We start from the raw sequence: 18,885 nt of genomic DNA on the forward strand, positions 1-18,885 counted from the left end.
TGCGTTTCGTGCGGGACTTCCTTGGCCGTTCCCGCGGTGTGGACACCACTCTTCCCGGCGCCGCTGACGTTCCGGCAACGCCTCACTCACGTCCCGCAAACGACCCACGCGCGAACGGATGAGGCCGAGCCGCGGGCCGCAACGCCGACACCGACGCCGCGCCACCGCGCTCCCGGACGGCCGAGGGATCAGACCACGCCTCAGCTACTGCCCTTGCTGAGGCCGAAGCGTCTGATGACCGCTGTCCATGTCGAAGTCGCCGATGTACCACTTCCCGTTGATCTTTTCGGTTTCCACCTTGGCCGTGAAGGACTTCGGGTCCACGCCGTGCGAGCGGGACAGCATGATCGCCCGCAAGGGCTTTCCGTCGACGGTGATCTTGGCGGTCGGGACGACTGCCTTGTCGCCCTTGGGGGTGGGCGCGTCGGTCTGCACCGTCGGCTTGCCGGAGGCGTTCTGCGGCGAGAACGCCTTGCTCATGGACTTCAGACCGAGGGCCATCTTCTGCGTCGTCGACGCGTTGCAGGTCTGGGGGGTGGCGGCCTTCGGGGACGAGTCGCTGCCCGGCACCGTGGAGAGCAGGCACGCCTGCTTCGCGTCCTTCTCGATGACGGCGCTGACCCAGGCGCTGACCGCGGAGGACACAGTGGCCTGGCCGCCCGCCTGTGCGCTGGAGCCGTCGCCCGACGAGGCGTCGGCGTTGTCCGATGTGCCGCCCGTGGGGGAGGGGCTGCTGCTGTTGTGCGAGGCGGAAGAGGAGTGTGAGCCGCTCGAGCACGCCGCCATGAGCGGCGCCGCCGCCAGCAACGTGGCCGCGGCGGCCCAGCCCATGACCCTCTTACCGGACTCTCGTCGTGCCATGACTTCTGCTCCCTACGCGTGCGGTGTCTCCCCCCCCCGGCTATGACGGGCAACGAGAGCCGAGCGGTTGCACGGAGCTACAACGCCGACCGGGCCGGAGACGCACACGGAGCGTTCGTCAGGCGCCGTAGTCGTTCTGCTCGGCGAAGCGGCCGGCGAGGGCGGTGAGCAGCTCGGGTGCGTCGTCGCGCGGCAGCACCGCCTCGATGAGCACCAGCTTTTCCGGAGTGGCGGCGGCGAGGGAGAACGCGTCCGCCAGCTCCGCGGGTGTGGTCACGCGCCGTGTGACACAGCGGTCGCCTCCGCCGAAGGCCGCCGGCAGGGCGGTGTAGTCCCAAGAGGCGATGTCGTTGTACGAGGCGGTGGCGCCGTGGATGGCGCGCTCGACCGTGTAGCCGTCGTTGTTGATGACGACGATGACCGGAGACAGGCCGTGCCGGGTCATGGTGCCCAGTTCCTGTGCGGTCAGCTGCAGTGAGCCGTCGCCTATGACGAGCACGGACCGGCGCCCGGGGGCGGCGAGTTCGGTGCCGAGGGTGGCCGGGAGGGTGTAGCCGATCGAGCCCCACATCGGTTGTCCGACGAACCGGGCGCCTTGGGGGAGGGGGAGTTCCTGCGCTCCGAAGAACGCGGTGCCCTGTTCCGCGACGAGTACGCCCGACTCGGGCAGGAAGTCGCCCACGGCAGCCCACAGTTGGTCCTGGGTGAGTGCGTCGTCCTGCGTGCCGTGAGGCGGCTGTGCTTCGCCGGTCCGGGCGGCGGCGCCGGCCGGCCGGCCGTAACCGGCGGGCTCGGGCAGGTGCATCTCGCGGATCAGGCCGGTCAGCGCGCGCAGCGCGTCGGCCATCACCACACCGGTGAACTCCGCCCGGCCCACCGTGGCCCGGCCGGGTCGCAGCTCGATGATGCGGCCGGCGGGGAAATGGTGGGTGAAGCCGCCGGTCACGGTGTCGGTGACGGGTGCGCCCGCCAGGATCAGGCAGTCGGGGTCCTCGACGGCGACGCGGGCGGACTTCGCGCTGAACTCCCCGGTGTAGACGCCGGCGAAGGCCGGTGCGCGCTCGTCCACCACGCCCTTGCCCGTGGAGTACACGGCCGCACGCACCGGGGCGGCACCGAGCAGGTCGGCCAGCGGGCCGCGCAGTCCGTGCCGGTCCGCCTCGTGCCCCGCGAGCACACTCACGGTCCGGGCGTCCGTCAGCAGGTGGGCGGCGGCGTCGCGGAACGCGCGCAGCAGGTCCGGGTCGGTCGGGGCGTCAGCGGCGGGCAGCGGCGCGGAGGGCGCGGGGACGCGGGCGAGGACGACGTCGGTGGGGAGGTTGAGGTGGACCGGCTTGCGGTGCTGTCGCAGGGCGCGCAGGACGCGGTCGATCTCGTGCGGGGCGTTGTCCGCGGTGAGGTTGGCACGGGCCACGGTCACCTCCGCGAACATCCGGCCGAAGTGGTCGTACTCGCCGTCCATCAGCGTGTGGTGCACGGGCGTGCCGGCCGCCGCCACCGCCGTCGCGGGCATCCCGGTGATGGCGATCACGGGTACGGACTCGGCGTAGGAGCCGGCGACGGCGTTGACGGCGGACAGCTCGCCGACGCCGAAGGTGGTCACCACGGCGGCGGCGCCACGGAGCCGGCTGTAGCCGTCGGCGGCGTATCCGGCGTCGAGTTCGTTGCAGGTGCCCACCCAGTCCAGGCCGGGGAAGTCGAGGACCTGGTCGAGGAAGCCGAGGTTGTAGTCACCTGGCACGCCGAAGACGTGCTCGATGTCCAGTTCACGCAGGCGACGAAGGAGATATGCGCCGACGGTGATGTCCGGCATCACGGTCACCGGCCTTTCTGACGTTCAGTGTTGCGTCGGAGCGCCGGTCGGGCGCCCGGCGAGGCGAGAGATAGGTCAAGATCCTTGACCTAGATGGTGAGCATAGGAAGTCCGAGGTAATATGTCAACATGCTTGACCCTTCTCGCCCGGACGCCTTCGACCACGACTTCACGCTCTTCTACTTCGCCTACCGCGCCTTCACCGGCGCCGCCGACGAAGCACTGGCCGAACACGGCATGGGCCGCGCCCACCACCGCATCCTCACGTTCCTCGCCTACTCGCCAGGCATGAGCGTCGGGGAACTCTGCGACACCCTGGACCTCACCAAGCAGGCCATCAACGCACCACTGCGCCGGCTGATCAGCGAGGAACTGGTACGCGTTGCCGCCGGCGTCCGGGACCGCCGACGCAAGGAACTGCATCTGACCGACCGCGGCGCCGCACTCGAACGCACCCTGCACGCCCGGCAGCGGGCACTCTTCCAAGCCGCCCTGGGGGAAGCCGGGCCGTCGGCCGCCGATGGATGGCGCGCCGTCCTCGCCCCGCTGGCCGGACCGCACTGGACGTCGTTCACCGCCTCCGCCGCAAACCGCGAACCGGAAGCGGGCGACCACTGAGGACGGCCGCCGGCGAGGCGAGCCGACGGCTGGGCAAGGCGCAGCCCTCATGCGGTTCGATGCCGGAGCCGTTCGCCGGGTGTCCGGCTTGTGCTTGTACACGTTGAGGTTGCTATGCGGGCCAAAGGTGCCTTTCCGGTGTGTGAAATGCCGCTGCACCGTGTGTGTGGTCGCTGCGGTGGGGGCGGAGTGAGGTGCTGCTGAGGGCGCCGGCCTGCCATGGTGCGGGCAGAGGGCCTGCCCCTGGCCGACGGTGGTGAGCGGTGCGGCCAGCCGCAGCCGGGCGCATTCTCCGATGCCGCCGTAGACCTCGCCGGTCGCGTCGTGGACCCATCCCAGCCGGGTGATGTCCCCGCCGATCGTCACCTGGGCTTCCTCGGTGGCCTCCCGCCTCAGTGTGTCTTCGGGGGAGAGGTCGGTGGGCTCGACGGTGCCGCCGGGGAGCATTGGCCACCGTTTCTGGGGATGCCGGACGATGCCATCCAGCAGGAACGTGGCTGCTTTGAGGGCGAGTTGCCGGTGCAGGTACTGCTCGGCGTCGCCGGGGCGCATCCGGGCCAGCGAGACGAGGGCGGTGACGGCGACGTCCGCGACCTCGGCGTGTACGTCGTCCCAGGAAGCGGCGGGCTTGCGGGGGTTGGTGCCGCGCGCGCCGATGACCGCCTGCGCGGCCTCGCCGGTCTCCTCGGCCAACTTCAGGACCTGCAGTGTCCACTGCTCCGGCGCGCTCAACCCCCGCTTCTCGTCGTGGGCGGTGAACCGCTGGGCGAGGCGCCGGATGGTCGCCGCGGCACCGGCGGCGCTCTCCGCCTCGGGGACGCCGAGGGGGCCGTCCGGGCGGTGACCGGTGCCGGACGTGCCGACGCCGTGGCCGGCCGCGTGCCGGAGCACCAGCTCGCGGGTTCCCTCGCTCAGTACCAGCCGGTGCAGCATCTCCGGGGCGAACCAGCGCACCATCACGCCTTCGGTCAGGCCCACCCGGTCGGCGTCGCCGCTCCACCGACCTGCGTAGATCTGGACCGGTACGCACAGCCCGTCGGTGCCGGTGGCCTCGTCCACGGCGAAAGGCTCCAGGTCCAGGGGCCCGATTCCCGGGGCCTCCTCGGCCAGTTCGCGCCGGATCGTGTCGAGCAGCGAGTGGTCCTGCGGTTCACGGCCGCCACCGAGCAGCGCCCACGCGCCCGGCTCCCAGATGTCGGGGTAGTTGTCCCTCAGGTGCAGGAGGTACCGTCCCGCGCCGTCGTGGATGAGCGCGGACGCGTTCACGGGCTGCGGCCGGCCGTCGAGGTCGCTGTCCAGCAGCTTGGTCCGGAGGCTCGGTGATCCGGTGTCCTCGAACCGCCGCCACTCGGCGCCGGCGACCTCTTCGTCCTGGAGCACGATCTCGGGAACCGTTTCGCGGGCCAGGTGGAAGGCGAATCTGACGTCGTAGTGCCGGTGGGCGGGCTCGTGCTTCGCCGGGTTGGCGTCGATGTCGAGCGGTGCGTCGCGCAGCTGCGGGGTCAGGCACAGGTCACCGGGGCGGATCCCGGTCCCCTCGCTGACCTCCCGGACCGCCGTGGCGAGCAGCGTCGCGTCACCGGGCTCGACGTGGCCGCCCGGGAAAGCGGGCGGGTTCGCGAATTTCTGGCCGCTCAGTCGCAGGAACCTGCGCGTTGGTGGACGGCAGGGCGCTCTGCACGGACGAGTTCAGGGACACCCGCCTGTCATGCGGGTGTGACCGAGATACTCCCCAAAGGGGCAACGGGATGATTCCGACAGCGCTGCCGTGGGGACGGGGTTTGTGACGGTTCTTGTGAGCCCTCGCCGTATTTCAGAGGGATACCCGCGCTGTTCTGCCAGCGGCAGAACACCGGCCGGACCGGGCTCGATGATCACTACAGTCCAGTCTCATGACGACGATTACGACGCGTACGGTCGAGTATCCGGCCGACGGTTTGACGATGATCGGGCACCTCGCGCTCCCGGCCGGTGTCGACCGCCGGCCCGCGGTGCTGCTCGGGCCAGAGGGCATGGGGCTCAGCGACGTCGAGCGCCGCCGGGCCGATGCTCTCGCCGAGCTGGGATACGTAGCGCTGGCCTTCGACCTTCACGGCGGGCGCTATTTGGGTGACCCCGAGGAGATGCTGGCCCGTTGCCTGCCGCTGCTCGCTGATCCCGACCGGATGCGGGGCATCGGCCATGCGGCGCTCGACGTGTTGCGCGCCGAACCGCGCGCCGACCCCGACCGGACCGCCGCCGTCGGCTACGGCACCGGGGGCGCCATCGGGCTGGAACTCGGGCGCGATGGCGTCAACCTGCGCGCGATCGGGACAGTCAACGCAACTACCACGGGCCGACCGGGCGAGGCGGCGCGCATTCGCTGCCCGGTGTGGGCCGGGGTCGGGTCGGAAGACCCGATCATGCCGCCCGCGCAACGGAACGCGTTCACCGCCGAGATGCAGGCCGCGGGCATCGACTGGCGCCTCACGGTCTACGGCGGCGCCTTGCACGCCTTCCACCACCCGCCGGTCGGCCACCCCATGGTCCCCGGCGTCGGCTACCACCCACAGCACGCACAGCGAGCCTGGCGCGACGTCGTCGACCTGCTCGCCGAGTGCCTGCCCGTGACGGAGGACCTGGGGGCATGACCCAGGCAAACATGCTGGCGCCAGGCCTGGTCGGCATCGGACACTGACAGTCCCCTCCCCTCAAGACCGCCCAGCAGAACAGCATTCGGGTAGATGCTCGATCGCGGAGACGTATGCACAACTGCCGCAGTAAGAGATGCCGCGGGTAGGGGCGCCGTCGCGAGCGCTGCGATACCGCCGCCCGGACCAGCGGAATCTCTTAGTGATCGAGCGATGATCGGTCGTGGCGACGGACCCGCGAGGGCGGTTTGCCGTCGGGAGGGCTGGGTAGTGCCCCACGCGCTCGGCCGAGAATTGACAGTTTGTTACTCGCTACTACTGGGTTCTCTGGTACGTCTGGCCGAAATGGTCGAAACCTGACAGGGCGCGCATGCCCCACGCCTCCGAATTTGCGTTAGAGCGCACTCCAACTCCTAGGTTCCGAAGCATGCGATACATCAAACTCGGAACGACCGGACTGGAAGTCTCCGCCATCACCCTCGGCTGCATGAGCTTCGGCGAGCCGGACCGGGGCGGCGAGCCCTGGTCGCTGGGCCCGGACGCCAGCCGGGACATCATCAAGCAGGCCCTCGAGAGCGGCGTCAACTTCCTCGACACGGCCAATGGGTACAGCGCCGGAAGCAGCGAAGAGATCGTCGGCCAGGCGGTCAAGGACTTCACCCGGCGCGAGGAGGTCGTTCTCTCCACCAAGGTCTGGATGCGGATGCGCCCCGGCCCGAACGGTGCCGGGCTGTCCCGCAAGGCGATCTTCGCCGAGCTCGACGCCTCCCTGAAGCGGCTGGGGACCGACTACATCGACCTGTACCAGATCCACCGCTGGGACTACGACACCCCGATCGAGGAAACCCTCGAGGCGCTGCACGACGCGGTCAAGTCCGGGAAGGTCCGCTACATCGGAGCCTCTTCCATGTACGCCTGGCAGTTCGCCAAGGCCCTGTACCTGGCTGACCTGAACGGCTGGACCCGGTTCGTGTCGATGCAGGACCACTACAACCTCATCCACCGAGAAGCAGAGCGGGAGATGCTCCCGCTCTGCGCCGACCAGGGCATCGGCGTGATCCCGTGGAGCCCGCTGGCGCGGGGCAGGCTGACGCGGGTCCGGGACACCGCCACGGCGCGTGCCGAGACCGACGAGGGCGGCAAGATTCTCTACCGCGACGGGGACCAGGCAGTGGCCGAGCGCGTCCACGAGATCGCGGGCAAGCGGGGTCTGTCCCCGGCCCAGGTCGCCCTGGCCTGGGTCATGCGCAACCCGGCGGTGACCTCGCCCATCGTCGGGGTCACCCAGCCGGCCCAGCTGGCCGACGCGGTCGCCGCGGTGGACGTCGAACTCGACGAAGACGAGGCCGCCTACTTGGAGGAGCCCTACCAGCCGCACGAGGCCGCCTACCTGGAGGAGTCCTTCTACAAGTCGCGCCCTGTGGCGGGCTCCCGGTAGTCCGGGCTACCGCCGGGCCTTCGACGAGTCTTGACCCCGGCCTTCACAGCCCTGTGGTCGGCCCGGCGGTGCTTGCGGGCGGTCGCGCGCACCTGCATGATCTGCGCGCTGCCCGCCAGCGCGGTGAGCACCCCGCGCACTGCCCCAGCGAAGGAACGCGAGGAACGCGTATGCGTGGTCGGGCCATCTCAGTTCGGCGGGAGCGACGTCGGCCGCCCCGCTCCGCTCGACCGGCGTGGCACCGGCCGCGGAAGCTCTCCCGCGGCCTTCGCGAGTTCCTCGCCTTGGGCTGCCGGAGACTTCCGGGCGACGGGCTCGGCGATCAGCAGGTCCGCGACCGTGCACTGCAGCGCGGCGCAGATCAGGTCGAGGTCCTCCAACCGCACCGTCACCGGTGTGCCCGACCAGAGCGCGGAGACCTTCGACAGCGACGGAGTGAACCCGACTTCCGCGAACACGGGCATCAGCTCGCTGGGCCTCCAGATGCCCCGGTTGGCCGCCGCCCACCGCAGGTTCCACTTCACGACAGACCCCCCGCATCCACGCGCAACCGCTGTGCTGCCGGGGTTGACGAACGCTGGCTCGCCATCTCCGGATCGCCCTGAGCAGACAAAATGTACCGAACCGTGGTCGTAGTCCAGTCATGGCCAAGCAATTTCTGCACCTCCCACAGCGACATCCCTGCCTCGTAGCGGTGTGTGGCGCAGGCGTGCCGAAGCAGATGTGGAAAGATCCGCTCAACCGGGCCTGACAGGTGAGCCGCTGAGGCCCGTGCCAGGGCCTTCCGCAGTGTCGAGGTGGTCACCGATGGGCCCACTGGACTCGGGCGGCCCTCGAAACCAGGGCCAGGCGCTCCGATGGCCAGACCGGCGACTCAGGGTGCTCGGGGTCGTCCGAGAACAACCCCCGCACCTCCTCCACGTACCACCACAGCAGCTCGCGGCCCTCGGCGAACAGGAACGCCTCGCGCTGCCGCGGCCCCGACCCACGGGCCCCTTTGCCCTGGACGACGAAGCGCCCGAAGTCGCCCGCTTCCCAGTGCAGGTCCTTCATCCGCATCTGGCACAGCTCCGAGGCCCGCACCCCGGATATGTAGACCAACTTCGACATTACGTAGTCCCGGCACGCCACCGCCTCCTTGCGGGCGTGCGCCAGCTCCCGCCGCCAGCCGGCGAAGAACTCGCCGACCGCCCGTGCCGACGGCGGCACCCGCAGGCCGAAGTCGCCGCGGTGCGCGTGTCGGTTGAAAGGGTCGATGGGCGACTCGACCGCCGCTCCGAACCTTCGGAAGATCTCGTGCGCGTAGCGTTGCTCCGGGAACGCGAAGAAGTGGTCGATCCGGTTCAGCTTCGATCGGACCGTCGGCGCTTGGCGCTTGCCGACCCCGGCGAAGTAGGCGTCGACGTGACGCAGCGTCAACCTCCACGGCACTAACCCGTAGTGGTCGCACACCTCGATCACCGGCTTCGTCAACCCGTCCAGCGTCGAGGACGCCAGTCCCGCCACATCCCGCGCCCACTGGTACTCGACCAGCGTGTCCATGAAGAACAACTGCTCGTCCTCCTGGTCAGCCCCGCCGGCGTACCGCCGCTGCAGTAACAGCACGTCGCTCAGCCCCGGTTCACCGCCCAGTAGGTCAGCTTCTGTCGAAGGATGTTCGCTGGGCGGTGGCACGAGGGAGAGCACGCGCGTCCTGGGATCTGCCATGGACACGGAAGTTACAGCAGTTACTCCTGGAATTCTGGAGAAAAGCCTAGAATCCAGGGTGCCCGCTCATTGAGCCGAGGGAGCCTTCTGCCAGCTGAGATTGGGGGTTGCGGCTCTCAGTAGCGCAGGGAACCCGCTCGTACTCCAGTTGTGAGCATCAGCCCGCCGCCGGCCCGGTGGCGGATGTGCAGCACGCGCCGGTCCCGGTCGATGACGACGGCGCTGCACGTGAGGTGCGCCGGCAGCGTCGCCCGGCTCGTCGGATCCGGGGGAGCGTCCAGCGCGGTCAACAAGGGTTCCAGCGCGGTCCTTTCGTCCGGGTGGCGGTCCAAGTAGCTGTCGACCAGGGTGCGGATGGCGGATCGGGTGGGCGTCATATCGGTACCTCGCGGGTCGGGGAGCCGCCTGCCGGGGCCCCGGCAGGCGGCTGGATATCGGCAGCGGCCTGTGCCTTCGCCGGCGGTTCGCGGTCGAGAACCGCCGGCGAAAGCGAACGTTAGCCACGCCCCCGTAGACGGGGGAACGCGCAGGCCGCAGCGGGAACTGCTTCGGATGCGCCGGGGCGGCTCAGGTATGTGCCCCCTGCGGCTCGTCGTCCCTCTGGGCGGCATCGGCGGTGATCTGACAGGACAAGAGCCGTTGGAACAGCCCTTCCTGCTCGGCGAGTTGCCGGTACGTGCCCTCCTGCACGACCCGGCCTCCGTCGAGGACCACGATCCGGTCGGCCACGGCCAAGTTGGTGATCCGGTGGGTCACCAACAGCACTACCTGGTCCCGTGCCAGGGCCCGCAGCCGCTGGAAGACCCGGTATTCAGCCAGCGGATCCAGGTTCGCGGTCGGTTCGTCGAGGACCAGCAGCCCCGCCTTGCGGAAGAACGCCCGCGCGAGAGCGACGCGCTGCCACTGTCCGCCGCTCAGTTCCTCCCCGTTGAGCCACTCGCGGGCGAGGAGGGTGTCCAGACCTGAACCGAGCGCGTCGACGACCTCGTCTGCGCCTGCGGCCTCGCACGCCTCACGCACCGCCGCGTCACCGCGCGACGAGGGCTGGCCCAGGGTGATGTTCTCGCGCGCGCTCAGCGGCCATCGCGCGTACTCCTGTGGCACCAGGGCCACCTGCTGCCACAGTGCCTGCGGGTCGGCATCGCCGGTGGGAACGCCGTCCCACAACACCTGCCCGTCGGTCGGCACATACAAGCCGCTGACCAGCTTCGACAGCGTCGACTTCCCCGAACCGTTGAACCCGACCAGCGCGACGACTTCGCCGCGGCGCAGGGTGAGAGAGACGTCGGACAGAGCGGGCCGGTCCTTCCCCGCGTAGTGGTGGGTGACCGATGTGACCTCGATCGTCTGCGGCGCCCCGGGCCGGCGCGTGCCCCGGCGCATCCGGAACCCTCCGGCCTTGTCGAGGAACCCGCTCCAGTCGTCCATGTACAGCCCGGTGCGCACGGCTCGGGCGCCGACGCTCACCAGACCGCGGACCGACTGTCCGACCGTCTGCAGCGCGAAGACGGCGGTCCCGGCATGCCCGACGCTGATGCGTCCGGTGGCCAGCAAGACCACCACCGACGCCCACACGAAGGCCGACCCCACGCCTCCGCACACCGCGCCGACCAGGGACATGCGAGCCCCCTTGTCGGCCGCGATCCGGTCCTCGCGGTTGATCCGGGCGACCGTCTCCCGGTACCGGCGGGACAGGAAGGCGGCCATGGTGCCGGCACGGATCTGATCGGCGGCTTCCCTCGTGAAAATGTGCCAACGCAGCACGGACAGCATCCGGTTGGCGCCATTGCTGCGCATGTTCGCCAGATAGCGCACCCGGGCCGCGCTCACCTGCGCCAGAGCCTGCGGAAGGCTGGCCGCCACCAGCAGCGGGAGGAGCACCCAGTGCACTCCGGCCAGCACCGCAGCCCCGGCGAGGAAGGAAGCCGACGAGGCGATCAGATCCTGCCCTTCGTCGATCAGGTCCCCGGTGACCTGCGCTCCGCGGTCGGCGGCCTCCCTGTCGCGGTTGAAGGTGGGCTCGTCGTACGCGCACAGCTCCACCTCGGCGCAGCCCGCCAGCAACATCTGCTCGGCCTCCCGCGACATCAGCGGACGCAGCCGGGAAGAGAGCCAGTTGACCGTGATAGCCAGGAGCGCGCGCACGCCCGATGCGCCGGCCAGCAGGGCCACGGACGGCCACGCCTCAAGCAGCCGGTTGTAGACGTCCCCGCTGGTCAGCAGCGCGGTCAGGGTGCCGCTGATCGCGACAAGGCCCAGGGCCTGCATCACACCGGAGACCGTCTGGCACAGCAGCAGGCCGACGGTCGCCGCCCGGTCGACCCTCCAGGCCAGAGCCAGCGACCTGCGCACCAGCCGCGGGAGCCGCCTGGCCATGTCACGCATCCGGATCGAACGGCCGGCCGCTTCACGGCTCCCGGTCACGTCCACGTACTGCATCTGCGCCCCGGGACCGGCCCCTTCCGCAACCACATCCGGCTCGGCAGACTTCGTCAGCGGCACGGGCGGGGCGGGGCGCGGCCCCGGAACGCTATCGGCTGAGACATCGGCAGGCTCGCTCATGCCGCCCACCCCGTATCCGGTCGCGCTGAACCGCTGGTGACGTCAATGCGGTACGCGCTCGCGGGGAGGCGGCGTTCGCCTACAGGGGGCTGGAGCGTGGGAACAGGGGCGGGGTACATGGCGTCCTCCGGAAGGGGTGATGGGTTGTCACGGCGTCCAACGAGCGGGTCAGCGCTTCGAACACATGTGTTTCGGACGAGGCATGGCCCCTGGAGTAGAGCGAAAGGACGTTCGTGTCCGGTACACCGACCCTTGCTCGGCGGGGCTGCCCTTCGGGACGCCGGTGGCCGAAACGCCGATGCACGGCAAGCCGCCCGCAGACGGGCAGTGAGGTCGTGAGACCGCGAGGTCGAGGAGTCCTCGGTGCCGGCGCCGGCGGTGCGTTATTGGCGTGCCCCTGTCTCGCTCAAGGCATCGCGGGCTGCGGCGGTGAACTCTCGTATGCGGTCGGAAAGTTCAGCCGCTTCGACGGCGTGGTGTTCCAGGAAGCCGGCGTTGCGGTGGGCGGTGTTCTCTGGCGAGTCGGCCAGGGCAAGGAGGTTCGTCTGCATGGATCGTAGTGACGTGTAGACGCGGCGGGCGGCACGTTCTACCGCCTCAGGACCTTCGATCGCCACGTGTGCACATGTCGCGCGAGCGTTCTGCAGTTGGCTTTCCGCCGCTCTGAGCCGTCGTTCTACTTCCGGTGTGTCGCGCGTGCCGACGAACGCTCGGCCGGCTGCTTGAAGCGCGGTCTGCGCTTCGCAGGCTGGGGCCAGAAAGGCGCTGTAGGCGTCGCGTCGGGTTTGCCGGTGCCATTGCGCCTTCTCGGCCTGGAGCTGTGCTTGAACTTGTTGGCGGTTCGACCAGTTATTGACGGTTGAGGCCAGAACCGTCCCTAAAACGCCGAGAGTTGCTCCGAGCAGCGCTGCTATTCCCTGGTCCACGATGGAGTGTCTATCGCAGGCGCCTGCGCAAGTGCCAGGTGCTGGACCACCCTCGACGTCCGCACGGGGCCATCCCCGTGCGGACTGGGTCATGCGACCGGGCTCAGAAACGGTCCGGGGCGCGCTGCGGGAGCGGAGCCCCGGGGAGCGTGTCCCGTTTCTGGTTCTTCCGTCCCTCCGCGTTCGAGCCGGCCGTCGCCTTGCAGGTCACGTCCTTCGCGGGGAGTTCGCCGGTGAGCAGGTAGTCGTTGACCGTGCCGTCCGTGCACGTGTTGCCGTTCGGGTAGGCGCCGTGGCCTTCGCCGCCGAGGACGGTGACCATTTTCGAGCCCTTCAGGTCGGCGTGCAGGGCCTGACCGCTGGGCAGCGGGGTCTGCGGATCCCACTCGTTCTGGACGACGAGGGAGCCGGCCTCGTTGTTCACCTTGGTTGCCGGTTCCACGGACTTGTCCCAGAACGCGCAGGGCTTGATGCTGGACGCGAAGTCACCGAAGAGCGGGTAGCGGCTCTTGTCCTCGATGGCGTCCTGCCGGTAGCTCTCGGGATCGCGGGACCACGCGGCCGAGTTGTCGCCGCACACCACGGCCCAGAAGCTCGACGTCATGTTGTCGGACGGCACCTCGGCAGTGGCGGCGGCGCCCGTCCCGGTCCCCTTGGGTCCGGCGAACGCCGCGAGCTTCTTCGCGGACGCGGGCTCGCCGGCCGCGGCCTTCTTCAGCTCCACGACACCCTCGGTGGCGTCCTTCGGAGTGAAGACCGCCGCACGCATTCCGCTCCGGATGTCATCACCGGTGGTCGGCTGCCCCTCCACCACGATGGGCTTCTCGTTGGCCTGCGCGACCAGGTCCCACAAGGTCCGGTCGACTTCCTTCGGGGTGTCACCGAGGCCGTACTTCGCCGAACGCTCGGCGGCCCACTCGGTCCACCGGTCGAACGCGGGCTCGGCGCCCTTGGCCCACCACTGGATCATCCCTCGCCAGGCGCGCGCCGGATCGACCGCGCTGTCCAGCACGAACCGGTCGGCCCTGCCAGGGAAGAGCTGGGTGTAGACGGCGCCCAGGTAGGTGCCGTACGAAGTGCCCACGTACGAGAGCTTCTTCTCACCGAGGATCGCCCGGAGCAGATCCATGTCGCGTGCGGTGTTGCGCGTGGTGATGTGCGGGAGCGTGTCGCCCGCCTTCTCCTTGCACTTCTTCGCGACGCCACGTGCCCAGGCGACGTCCTTGTCGAACGTCTCCTCCTTGTACGGCCGCAGCCACTCTTCTTCCTCCGGCTTCAGACCGCAGGAAACCGGGCTGCTCTTTCCCACACCGCGCGGGTCGAAGCCGATGAGGTCGTACTTCTGCTGTGCGGACTTGGGGAGCCTCTCCCGCATACCCAGCGGCATGTAGAGCCCTTCTCCCCCCGGGCCGCCGGGGTTGGAGAGCAGGACGCCGTGCCGCTTGTCGGGCGCGGTGCTCTTGATCCGGGATATGGCCAAGTCGATCCGCTTGCCCCCGGGAACCCGGTAGTCCAGCGGGACCTTGATCGTGGCGCATTCGAACTCCGCCGGAGAGTCGGCTTCGCACCGCTTCCACTGCGGCTTCTGCTGCACATAACGGTCCAGCGCGCCCTTGGCTGCGGTGGAGGAGGCGGTCGACGGGGTGGCGGCCGGCGCGGCGATGGCCGTCGAGGAGGCAAGCGCGGGAGCCAGCGTTGCCGTGACACTCACGGCCAACAGGGGCGCGAGACGTCGTCTGCGCACGATATCGATCCTTCCGGTCACATGCTCGGACAGGAACGATCATTCAGGAACCGGCCACGCGGCGGATCCCTCGCCGGTCTGCACTTTCCCCTCCACCCCGGGAATGACACAACAGCCGTGGGTAGTACCCGAGTTGTAAGGGACGGGCCGCCCTCAGCGACGGTCGGTACCCGCCTCAGCGACGGGACGAACGGAGACGGTCACCAGCACGGGCTCGGTCCGGGCACGACCGTCTAGATCGGCTTCCTGCACCCGTGGGCCGACTCCTCGGCGTGCCGATGCATCCGAGCGACACGGCGGGGCGCCCGGACTTCCCGCGTTCCGACACGGTCACCAGCTACGTCGACGTCAACTGCACCAGGTCCCATCGCCCAGGAGGCCGTCACCAACACCGACCGCCATGCTTGCGTGCTGAGAGGCGTTACCCCTTGCCGAAGAGGTCCGCGGGGAAGGCACCCGCGCTGACGACGGTTGTCGTGAGGGCGGTCGCGAGCTCGGTGAGGAGTTCCACGTGGGCGGCGCCGAGGTGTTCGTAAGGGGCCCGGTCCAGGCGGTCGGTGGTGTCCTCCAGATCCCGGCGCAGGGCGCGGCCCTGCTCGGTCAACTCACCTTGGACGTTGAGGTATCCGCGGTCGCGGAGCCGGTCCTGGGCGGTGGACCAGTCGCCGGGGGTCCAGCCGCGGGTGCGGGCCACCCAGGCGGGGGCTATGCCCTTGCCGGTGGCGGTGTGGGTGACCTGGGCTTCCAGGCCGTTGAGTCCGGCGTGGGCCAGCGCGATGATGTGGCCGTCGCCGCGGTATTCGCGCAGGACGCCCGCGGCGTGCCAGAGGGCCAGGTGCGGGGCCTCGGGTACGGGCAGTGCAGCGAGACCAGCGGAGAGCGGACGTCCGCCGGGTTCGCAGGCCTCGATGGCGCGTGTGGCCAGTTCCGCGGCCTTGGCCAGGTCCTTCGAGGCGAGTGCGTCCTCGCCGAGCAGGCGTCGCAGCATGGCGTCCGCGACGCGCGTCCGGGCCTCCAGGGCCTGCTGCGGCGAAAGCATCTGCCAGGTCTTCGGGATGTGCTGTGCGATCAGGTCGCGCCTGTACGGGTAGAAGACGGCGTCGACCGTTGTGGCGTTGACCGGGCCCATCGCGGCGGACCTGGCGGTGAAGTAGGCGGCATGCCAGTCATCGACTCCGAACTTCGCGAACGCCGCCACGAACTCGGGGGCGAAGTACACGGCTGAGTCAAGGGGGCCGAGAGCGTTGTGGCACCGGCGCCCGGCGCGTTCGGGGAGTGGGGTCATACGGGGCACGCTACCGTCGCCCGCCACCGACCTTCGGTCCGGACATCCACGTGAAGTGCGGTCGGGCCTTGTGCCGGAGCCCCAACGCGAACAGATGGCGTCGGCTCGATGAGGCCGGCCCGGAAGAGGCCATGCATATCGCCGCCGCTTACACCGCGAGTGGGAAGCTGCCATGCCGCCGCCCGATTCGTAGGTCCGGCGGCACCATGCCGCCTGCAAGCGGTATCGCTGCGGGTGGCTTCCCCAGCGGTGTACGGACGCCACTGCCTGGCTGCCCGGCGACGAACACCACCACCGGGCAAATCCAGCAATAAATTCATGGGTAAGTTCGTGGGCAAGTTGGTGATAGTTTTGGGGTGGAGGTGAAGTATGGCGACCGAAGATGAGCTGTTCGCGGCGGTGGACGCGCTACTGGAGGGCGAGCCGGAGATGCCGCCCCCGGCGGAGCGGGCGCGGCTGCGTGAGGCGGCCCGTGTCTCGCAGGCCCGGCTCGCGCAGGTGCTGCGCACGACGACGCAGACGGTCAAGAACTGGGAGGCCGGTCGTGCGGAGCCGCGCCCGCCGCGTCGTCAGGCGTACCAGCGTCTGTTGAACGGGTGGGCGGAGAAGTACCCCGAGCCCGCCGATGCGGAACCCGCGGTCGCGCAGGTGCCGGAGGCGTCCACCGGTGCGTCGAACGCAGAGCAGGAAGCGCAGCCTCCGTCCACGGTTCCGGCACCCGAGAGTGCAGGCGAGACCTCCCAGGCCAGCCCTGCCCCGGCCGCCGCGTCGCGTCCGGCCCGCAGCGCTGCCAGGTCGTCGTCGACATCGCGGCGCCCGGCGGCGAAGAAGGCCGCACCGGTGAACACTTCGACGGGCGGCACTGACCCGCGTTACGAGAACGGGCCGTTGGCGGTCGTCGATGTCGAAGGCGGCCGGGCTCTGGCGTACTGCCCCGGTGGCCTGGTCCTGGACGTGCCTGCCAAGTCCGTGCCGGCTCTGGTGGATTGGGCTCTCAAGGAGGCGAAGCTCGGGCAGCCGAGGCTGTCCGGGCCGGGCAAGGACGCCGACCCGTTGCTCGTGCTCACCGAGACCGCGCTGGAGCGCTACGGTCTGCCGGTCGCCCTCACCGAGGAGGAGCGGCTCGCCGGGCGGATCCCGGAGGGCCATAAGGTCATCAAGCAGCTGGCGCGCGCCGACTGGAAGCTGACGAAGCGTGGCTTCGGGCCGTGGGCGCGGATCTACCGTCCGGCCGTGGGCGCGGAGCGGGCCTGCGTCCAGCTGTGCATCCCGTCCTGGCACGCGCTCGACATCCGGCACTGGGGCGAGGCCGCGCGGCTCGCGCCGGCGGAACTCGCCCGGGTCCTGGGCGTGTACGCATCCCGGGTGATGACGCCGCGCGGCTCCACCGCCGTCACCGGTCTGGAGCTGATGACCGCCCTGCACCCGCCGACCCGCGCCACCGCGCCGGACGAGAACGGTAAGCGGCACTCGGAGCACAACCCCTGCTCGCTGGGCAAGGCCCCGGTCGACCCGGCGCCGTGCGAGGCCCCCGACGGCCATCCGGTCCTCGCCGACCTGCCCCGCTTCCACGTCCGCGGCCCGGCGGAGAAGCTGTTGGAGGAGGCGTACGACTGGGCACGGCCGATGACCGATGACGAGTGCCTGCACCGGAACCTGGTGGGCATCGACGTCAACATGGCTTTCGCCGCCGGCGCCAACGGGCTGATCGTCGGCCTCGGAGCGCCGTCGCATGTCAAGGCCCCGGTGTTCGACCCGAAGCTGCCCGGTTCGTGGCTGGTCGACCTGAGCCACGTCGACCTGTCGAGGGTGAAGTCGGGCAAGGAGTGGGTGCAGTTGGACGGCGAGCTGCTGCCCAGCCCGTTCACGCCGACGGGGGAGCGGCCCGAGGGGCCGGCCTGGTACGCGACGCCGACCGTCGCCTACGCCCAGGAGCTGGGCTATGAAGTGCGCCCGGCAGAGGCGTGGGTGCGGTACGACAACGGCCGCTACCTGGACGGCTGGTACGGCCGGCTGCGCGACGCGTACATCGCCACGATGGCCGACCTCGGGGTGCCCGCCGACGTTCCTCCGGAGGAGTTCCTGGCGGCGATGGACGGCTACCGGCAGCGCGACCCCGAGCTGGCGATCGTGGTGTCAGCGGTCAAGGCGACGGTGAAGGGGGGCCTGGGCAAGCTGCGCGAGCGCCCCCGCGGCGAGGGCTGGAAGCCAGGCGAGCCGTGGCGGGCCCTGTCCCGGCCGACGTGGCGCCCGGACATCCGTGCCGCCGTCATCTCCCGCACGCGGATCAACATGCACCGCAAGATCGTCAAGCACGCGGCGTTCACCGGGCAGTACCCGGTCGCGGTCCTGTCCGACTGTGCCGTGTACGCGGTCGACGGCGAGAGCCCGTTGGACTTCCTGCCCTACCGGGAGGGCAAGCCGCTGCCGGGCGGCTTCAAGCTCGGCGTGAACCCCGGTCTGGTGAAGCATGAGGGCACTCAGAGTGTGTTGTGGGGCGAGGGCGTGCGGGAGCAGTTCGACGCCCCCGAGCTCAACCTCGCGCGGTACATCAAGGACGGCACCGTCACCGGCCAGGACAACGGAGAGTAGGAGAGGGCGATGAGCATGCTCGGGGACGGCCTGGACCAGGCGGTGCAGAAGGCGTTCACCCGCCCGGTCCCGAAGAGCGCAGGCGCGCAGATGCGGTACCTGGTACGGCAGTTGAAGGGAACGCGGGCCGTCGCCCGGATGCTGCGCATCTCCCAGCGCACCGTCGAGCGGTACGTGAAGGATCAGATCAAGAAGCCCCGCCCGGACCTCGCCGCGCGCCTGGAGCGTGAGGTGAAGGCCCGGTGGCAGCCGCAGATCCGGGCGAAGGCCCGCGAGAAGGCGGCGACGACCGGCGGCATCGTCCTCGACACCCGCGCCCGCCTCGGCTACACCGCGCCGATCGGCTCGACCGACCAGGACCGCATCCGCCACCTGACCGTCGCCCTGCCGCCCCGCCACGCCGCCCGTCTCTTCGAGGCCCAGGAGCAGGGCGCCGGCGACGACCACCTGCGGGAGATCGCCGCCGAAGCGCTCAAGGAGGTGTACTTCCAGGACAACGGGCGCCGCGCCGGAAGCCTGGAAGAGGTCCGCTTCACGGACATCCAGCACGTCGAGTTCGACCTCTAGATGAGTGAGTCCGAAGTCGTGCCTGCCAGGCGGTGTGACTGAGCGTTCTAGGGCGTGTTTGAGATGTGGTCACAGTGCCTGCCGTATCAAGGTGAGTTGGACGGTGGCCTCGTAGCGGACGGCGAGCTTGTCGTATCGAGTT

Annotated in this window: 15 protein-coding genes and 1 pseudogene; 5 read left to right on the forward strand and 11 right to left on the reverse strand. The window is 69.9% G+C overall.

All coding sequences use genetic code 11. The features are described from left to right. Nucleotides 1–204: 204 nt before the first annotated feature. Both ACGFNI_RS35440 and ACGFNI_RS35445 read right to left on the reverse strand, forming a co-directional pair. Nucleotides 205–861, reverse strand: a complete 657-nt coding sequence (locus ACGFNI_RS35440) for a hypothetical protein (RefSeq protein ID WP_393689806.1) — start codon at nt 859–861, stop codon at nt 205–207. A gap of 118 nt (nt 862–979) precedes the next feature. Then, nucleotides 980–2,674 (reverse strand): alpha-keto acid decarboxylase family protein, encoded by a 1,695-nt coding sequence (locus ACGFNI_RS35445; protein ID WP_393689831.1) that lies wholly within the window; start codon nt 2,672–2,674, stop codon nt 980–982. A 288-nt stretch (nt 2,675–2,962) separates the two neighbouring features. On the opposite strand from ACGFNI_RS35445, the gene ACGFNI_RS35450 reads away from it, so the two are divergent. Further along, nucleotides 2,963–3,292 (forward strand): MarR family transcriptional regulator, encoded by a 330-nt coding sequence (locus ACGFNI_RS35450; RefSeq protein ID WP_393689833.1) that lies wholly within the window; start codon nt 2,963–2,965, stop codon nt 3,290–3,292. A 333-nt stretch (nt 3,293–3,625) separates the two neighbouring features. On the opposite strand, the pseudogene ACGFNI_RS35455 reads toward ACGFNI_RS35450, so the two are convergent. Next, nucleotides 3,626–4,936, reverse strand: a pseudogene (locus tag ACGFNI_RS35455) (NUDIX domain-containing protein); the annotation flags it as partial. A 248-nt stretch (nt 4,937–5,184) separates the two neighbouring features. On the opposite strand from ACGFNI_RS35455, the gene ACGFNI_RS35460 reads away from it, so the two are divergent. Continuing rightward, nucleotides 5,185–5,922, forward strand: a complete 738-nt coding sequence (locus ACGFNI_RS35460) for a dienelactone hydrolase family protein (protein WP_393689808.1) — start codon at nt 5,185–5,187, stop codon at nt 5,920–5,922. A gap of 427 nt (nt 5,923–6,349) precedes the next feature. Next, nucleotides 6,350–7,360, forward strand: a complete 1,011-nt coding sequence (locus ACGFNI_RS35465) for an aldo/keto reductase (protein WP_393689810.1) — start codon at nt 6,350–6,352, stop codon at nt 7,358–7,360. A 188-nt stretch (nt 7,361–7,548) separates the two neighbouring features. Here ACGFNI_RS35465 and ACGFNI_RS35470 read toward each other — a convergent pair whose 3' ends face one another. From ACGFNI_RS35470 to ACGFNI_RS35505, 8 genes are all read right to left on the reverse strand, one after another. Then, entirely contained in the window at nt 7,549–7,884 is a 336-nt protein-coding gene (locus ACGFNI_RS35470; RefSeq protein WP_393689812.1) for a helix-turn-helix domain-containing protein, read from the reverse strand. Continuing rightward, complete coding sequence (locus ACGFNI_RS35475) at nt 7,881–8,177, reverse strand: tyrosine-type recombinase/integrase (protein ID WP_393689814.1); 297 nt, start codon at nt 8,175–8,177, stop codon at nt 7,881–7,883. Before ACGFNI_RS35475 ends, ACGFNI_RS35470 begins: the two co-directional genes overlap by 4 nt. Further along, on the reverse strand, nt 8,162–8,965 hold the full coding sequence (locus ACGFNI_RS35480; RefSeq protein WP_393689816.1) for a tyrosine-type recombinase/integrase: 804 nt from the start codon (nt 8,963–8,965) through the stop codon (nt 8,162–8,164). The genes ACGFNI_RS35475 and ACGFNI_RS35480 overlap by 16 nt, the downstream gene beginning before the upstream one ends. A gap of 218 nt (nt 8,966–9,183) precedes the next feature. Beyond that, nucleotides 9,184–9,444, reverse strand: coding sequence for a hypothetical protein (locus ACGFNI_RS35485; protein ID WP_393689818.1), 261 nt, complete (start codon nt 9,442–9,444; stop codon nt 9,184–9,186). Between the two features lie 190 nt (nt 9,445–9,634). After that, the gene (locus ACGFNI_RS35490; RefSeq protein ID WP_393689820.1) at nt 9,635–11,506 is read right to left on the reverse strand and encodes an ABC transporter ATP-binding protein; all 1,872 of its coding nucleotides are present in this window, start codon (nt 11,504–11,506) and stop codon (nt 9,635–9,637) included. 506 nt (nt 11,507–12,012) lie between these two features. Continuing rightward, a complete protein-coding gene (locus ACGFNI_RS35495; protein ID WP_393689822.1) occupies nt 12,013–12,555 on the reverse strand; it encodes a hypothetical protein in 543 nt (180 codons plus the stop codon). Nucleotides 12,556–12,658: 103 nt separating this feature from the next. Then, a complete protein-coding gene (locus ACGFNI_RS35500) occupies nt 12,659–14,299 on the reverse strand; it encodes an alpha/beta hydrolase (RefSeq protein WP_393689824.1) in 1,641 nt (546 codons plus the stop codon). Between the two features lie 421 nt (nt 14,300–14,720). Continuing rightward, complete coding sequence (locus tag ACGFNI_RS35505) at nt 14,721–15,584, reverse strand: hypothetical protein (protein ID WP_393689826.1); 864 nt, start codon at nt 15,582–15,584, stop codon at nt 14,721–14,723. 369 nt (nt 15,585–15,953) lie between these two features. Here ACGFNI_RS35505 and tap point away from each other — a divergent pair, with 369 nt between their 5' ends. Together tap and tpg are read left to right on the forward strand one after the other, a co-directional pair. Beyond that, nucleotides 15,954–18,176, forward strand: a complete 2,223-nt coding sequence (tap, locus tag ACGFNI_RS35510; protein ID WP_393689828.1) for a telomere-associated protein Tap — start codon at nt 15,954–15,956, stop codon at nt 18,174–18,176. Between the two features lie 9 nt (nt 18,177–18,185). Next, nucleotides 18,186–18,743, forward strand: coding sequence for a telomere-protecting terminal protein Tpg (gene tpg, locus ACGFNI_RS35515; protein ID WP_393689830.1), 558 nt, complete (start codon nt 18,186–18,188; stop codon nt 18,741–18,743). The last annotated feature ends 142 nt before the right edge of the window (nt 18,744–18,885 follow it).

It is taken from the genome of Streptomyces sp. NPDC048644, from assembly GCF_043199105.1.
Taxonomy (GTDB): Bacteria; Actinomycetota; Actinomycetes; order Streptomycetales; family Streptomycetaceae; genus Streptomyces.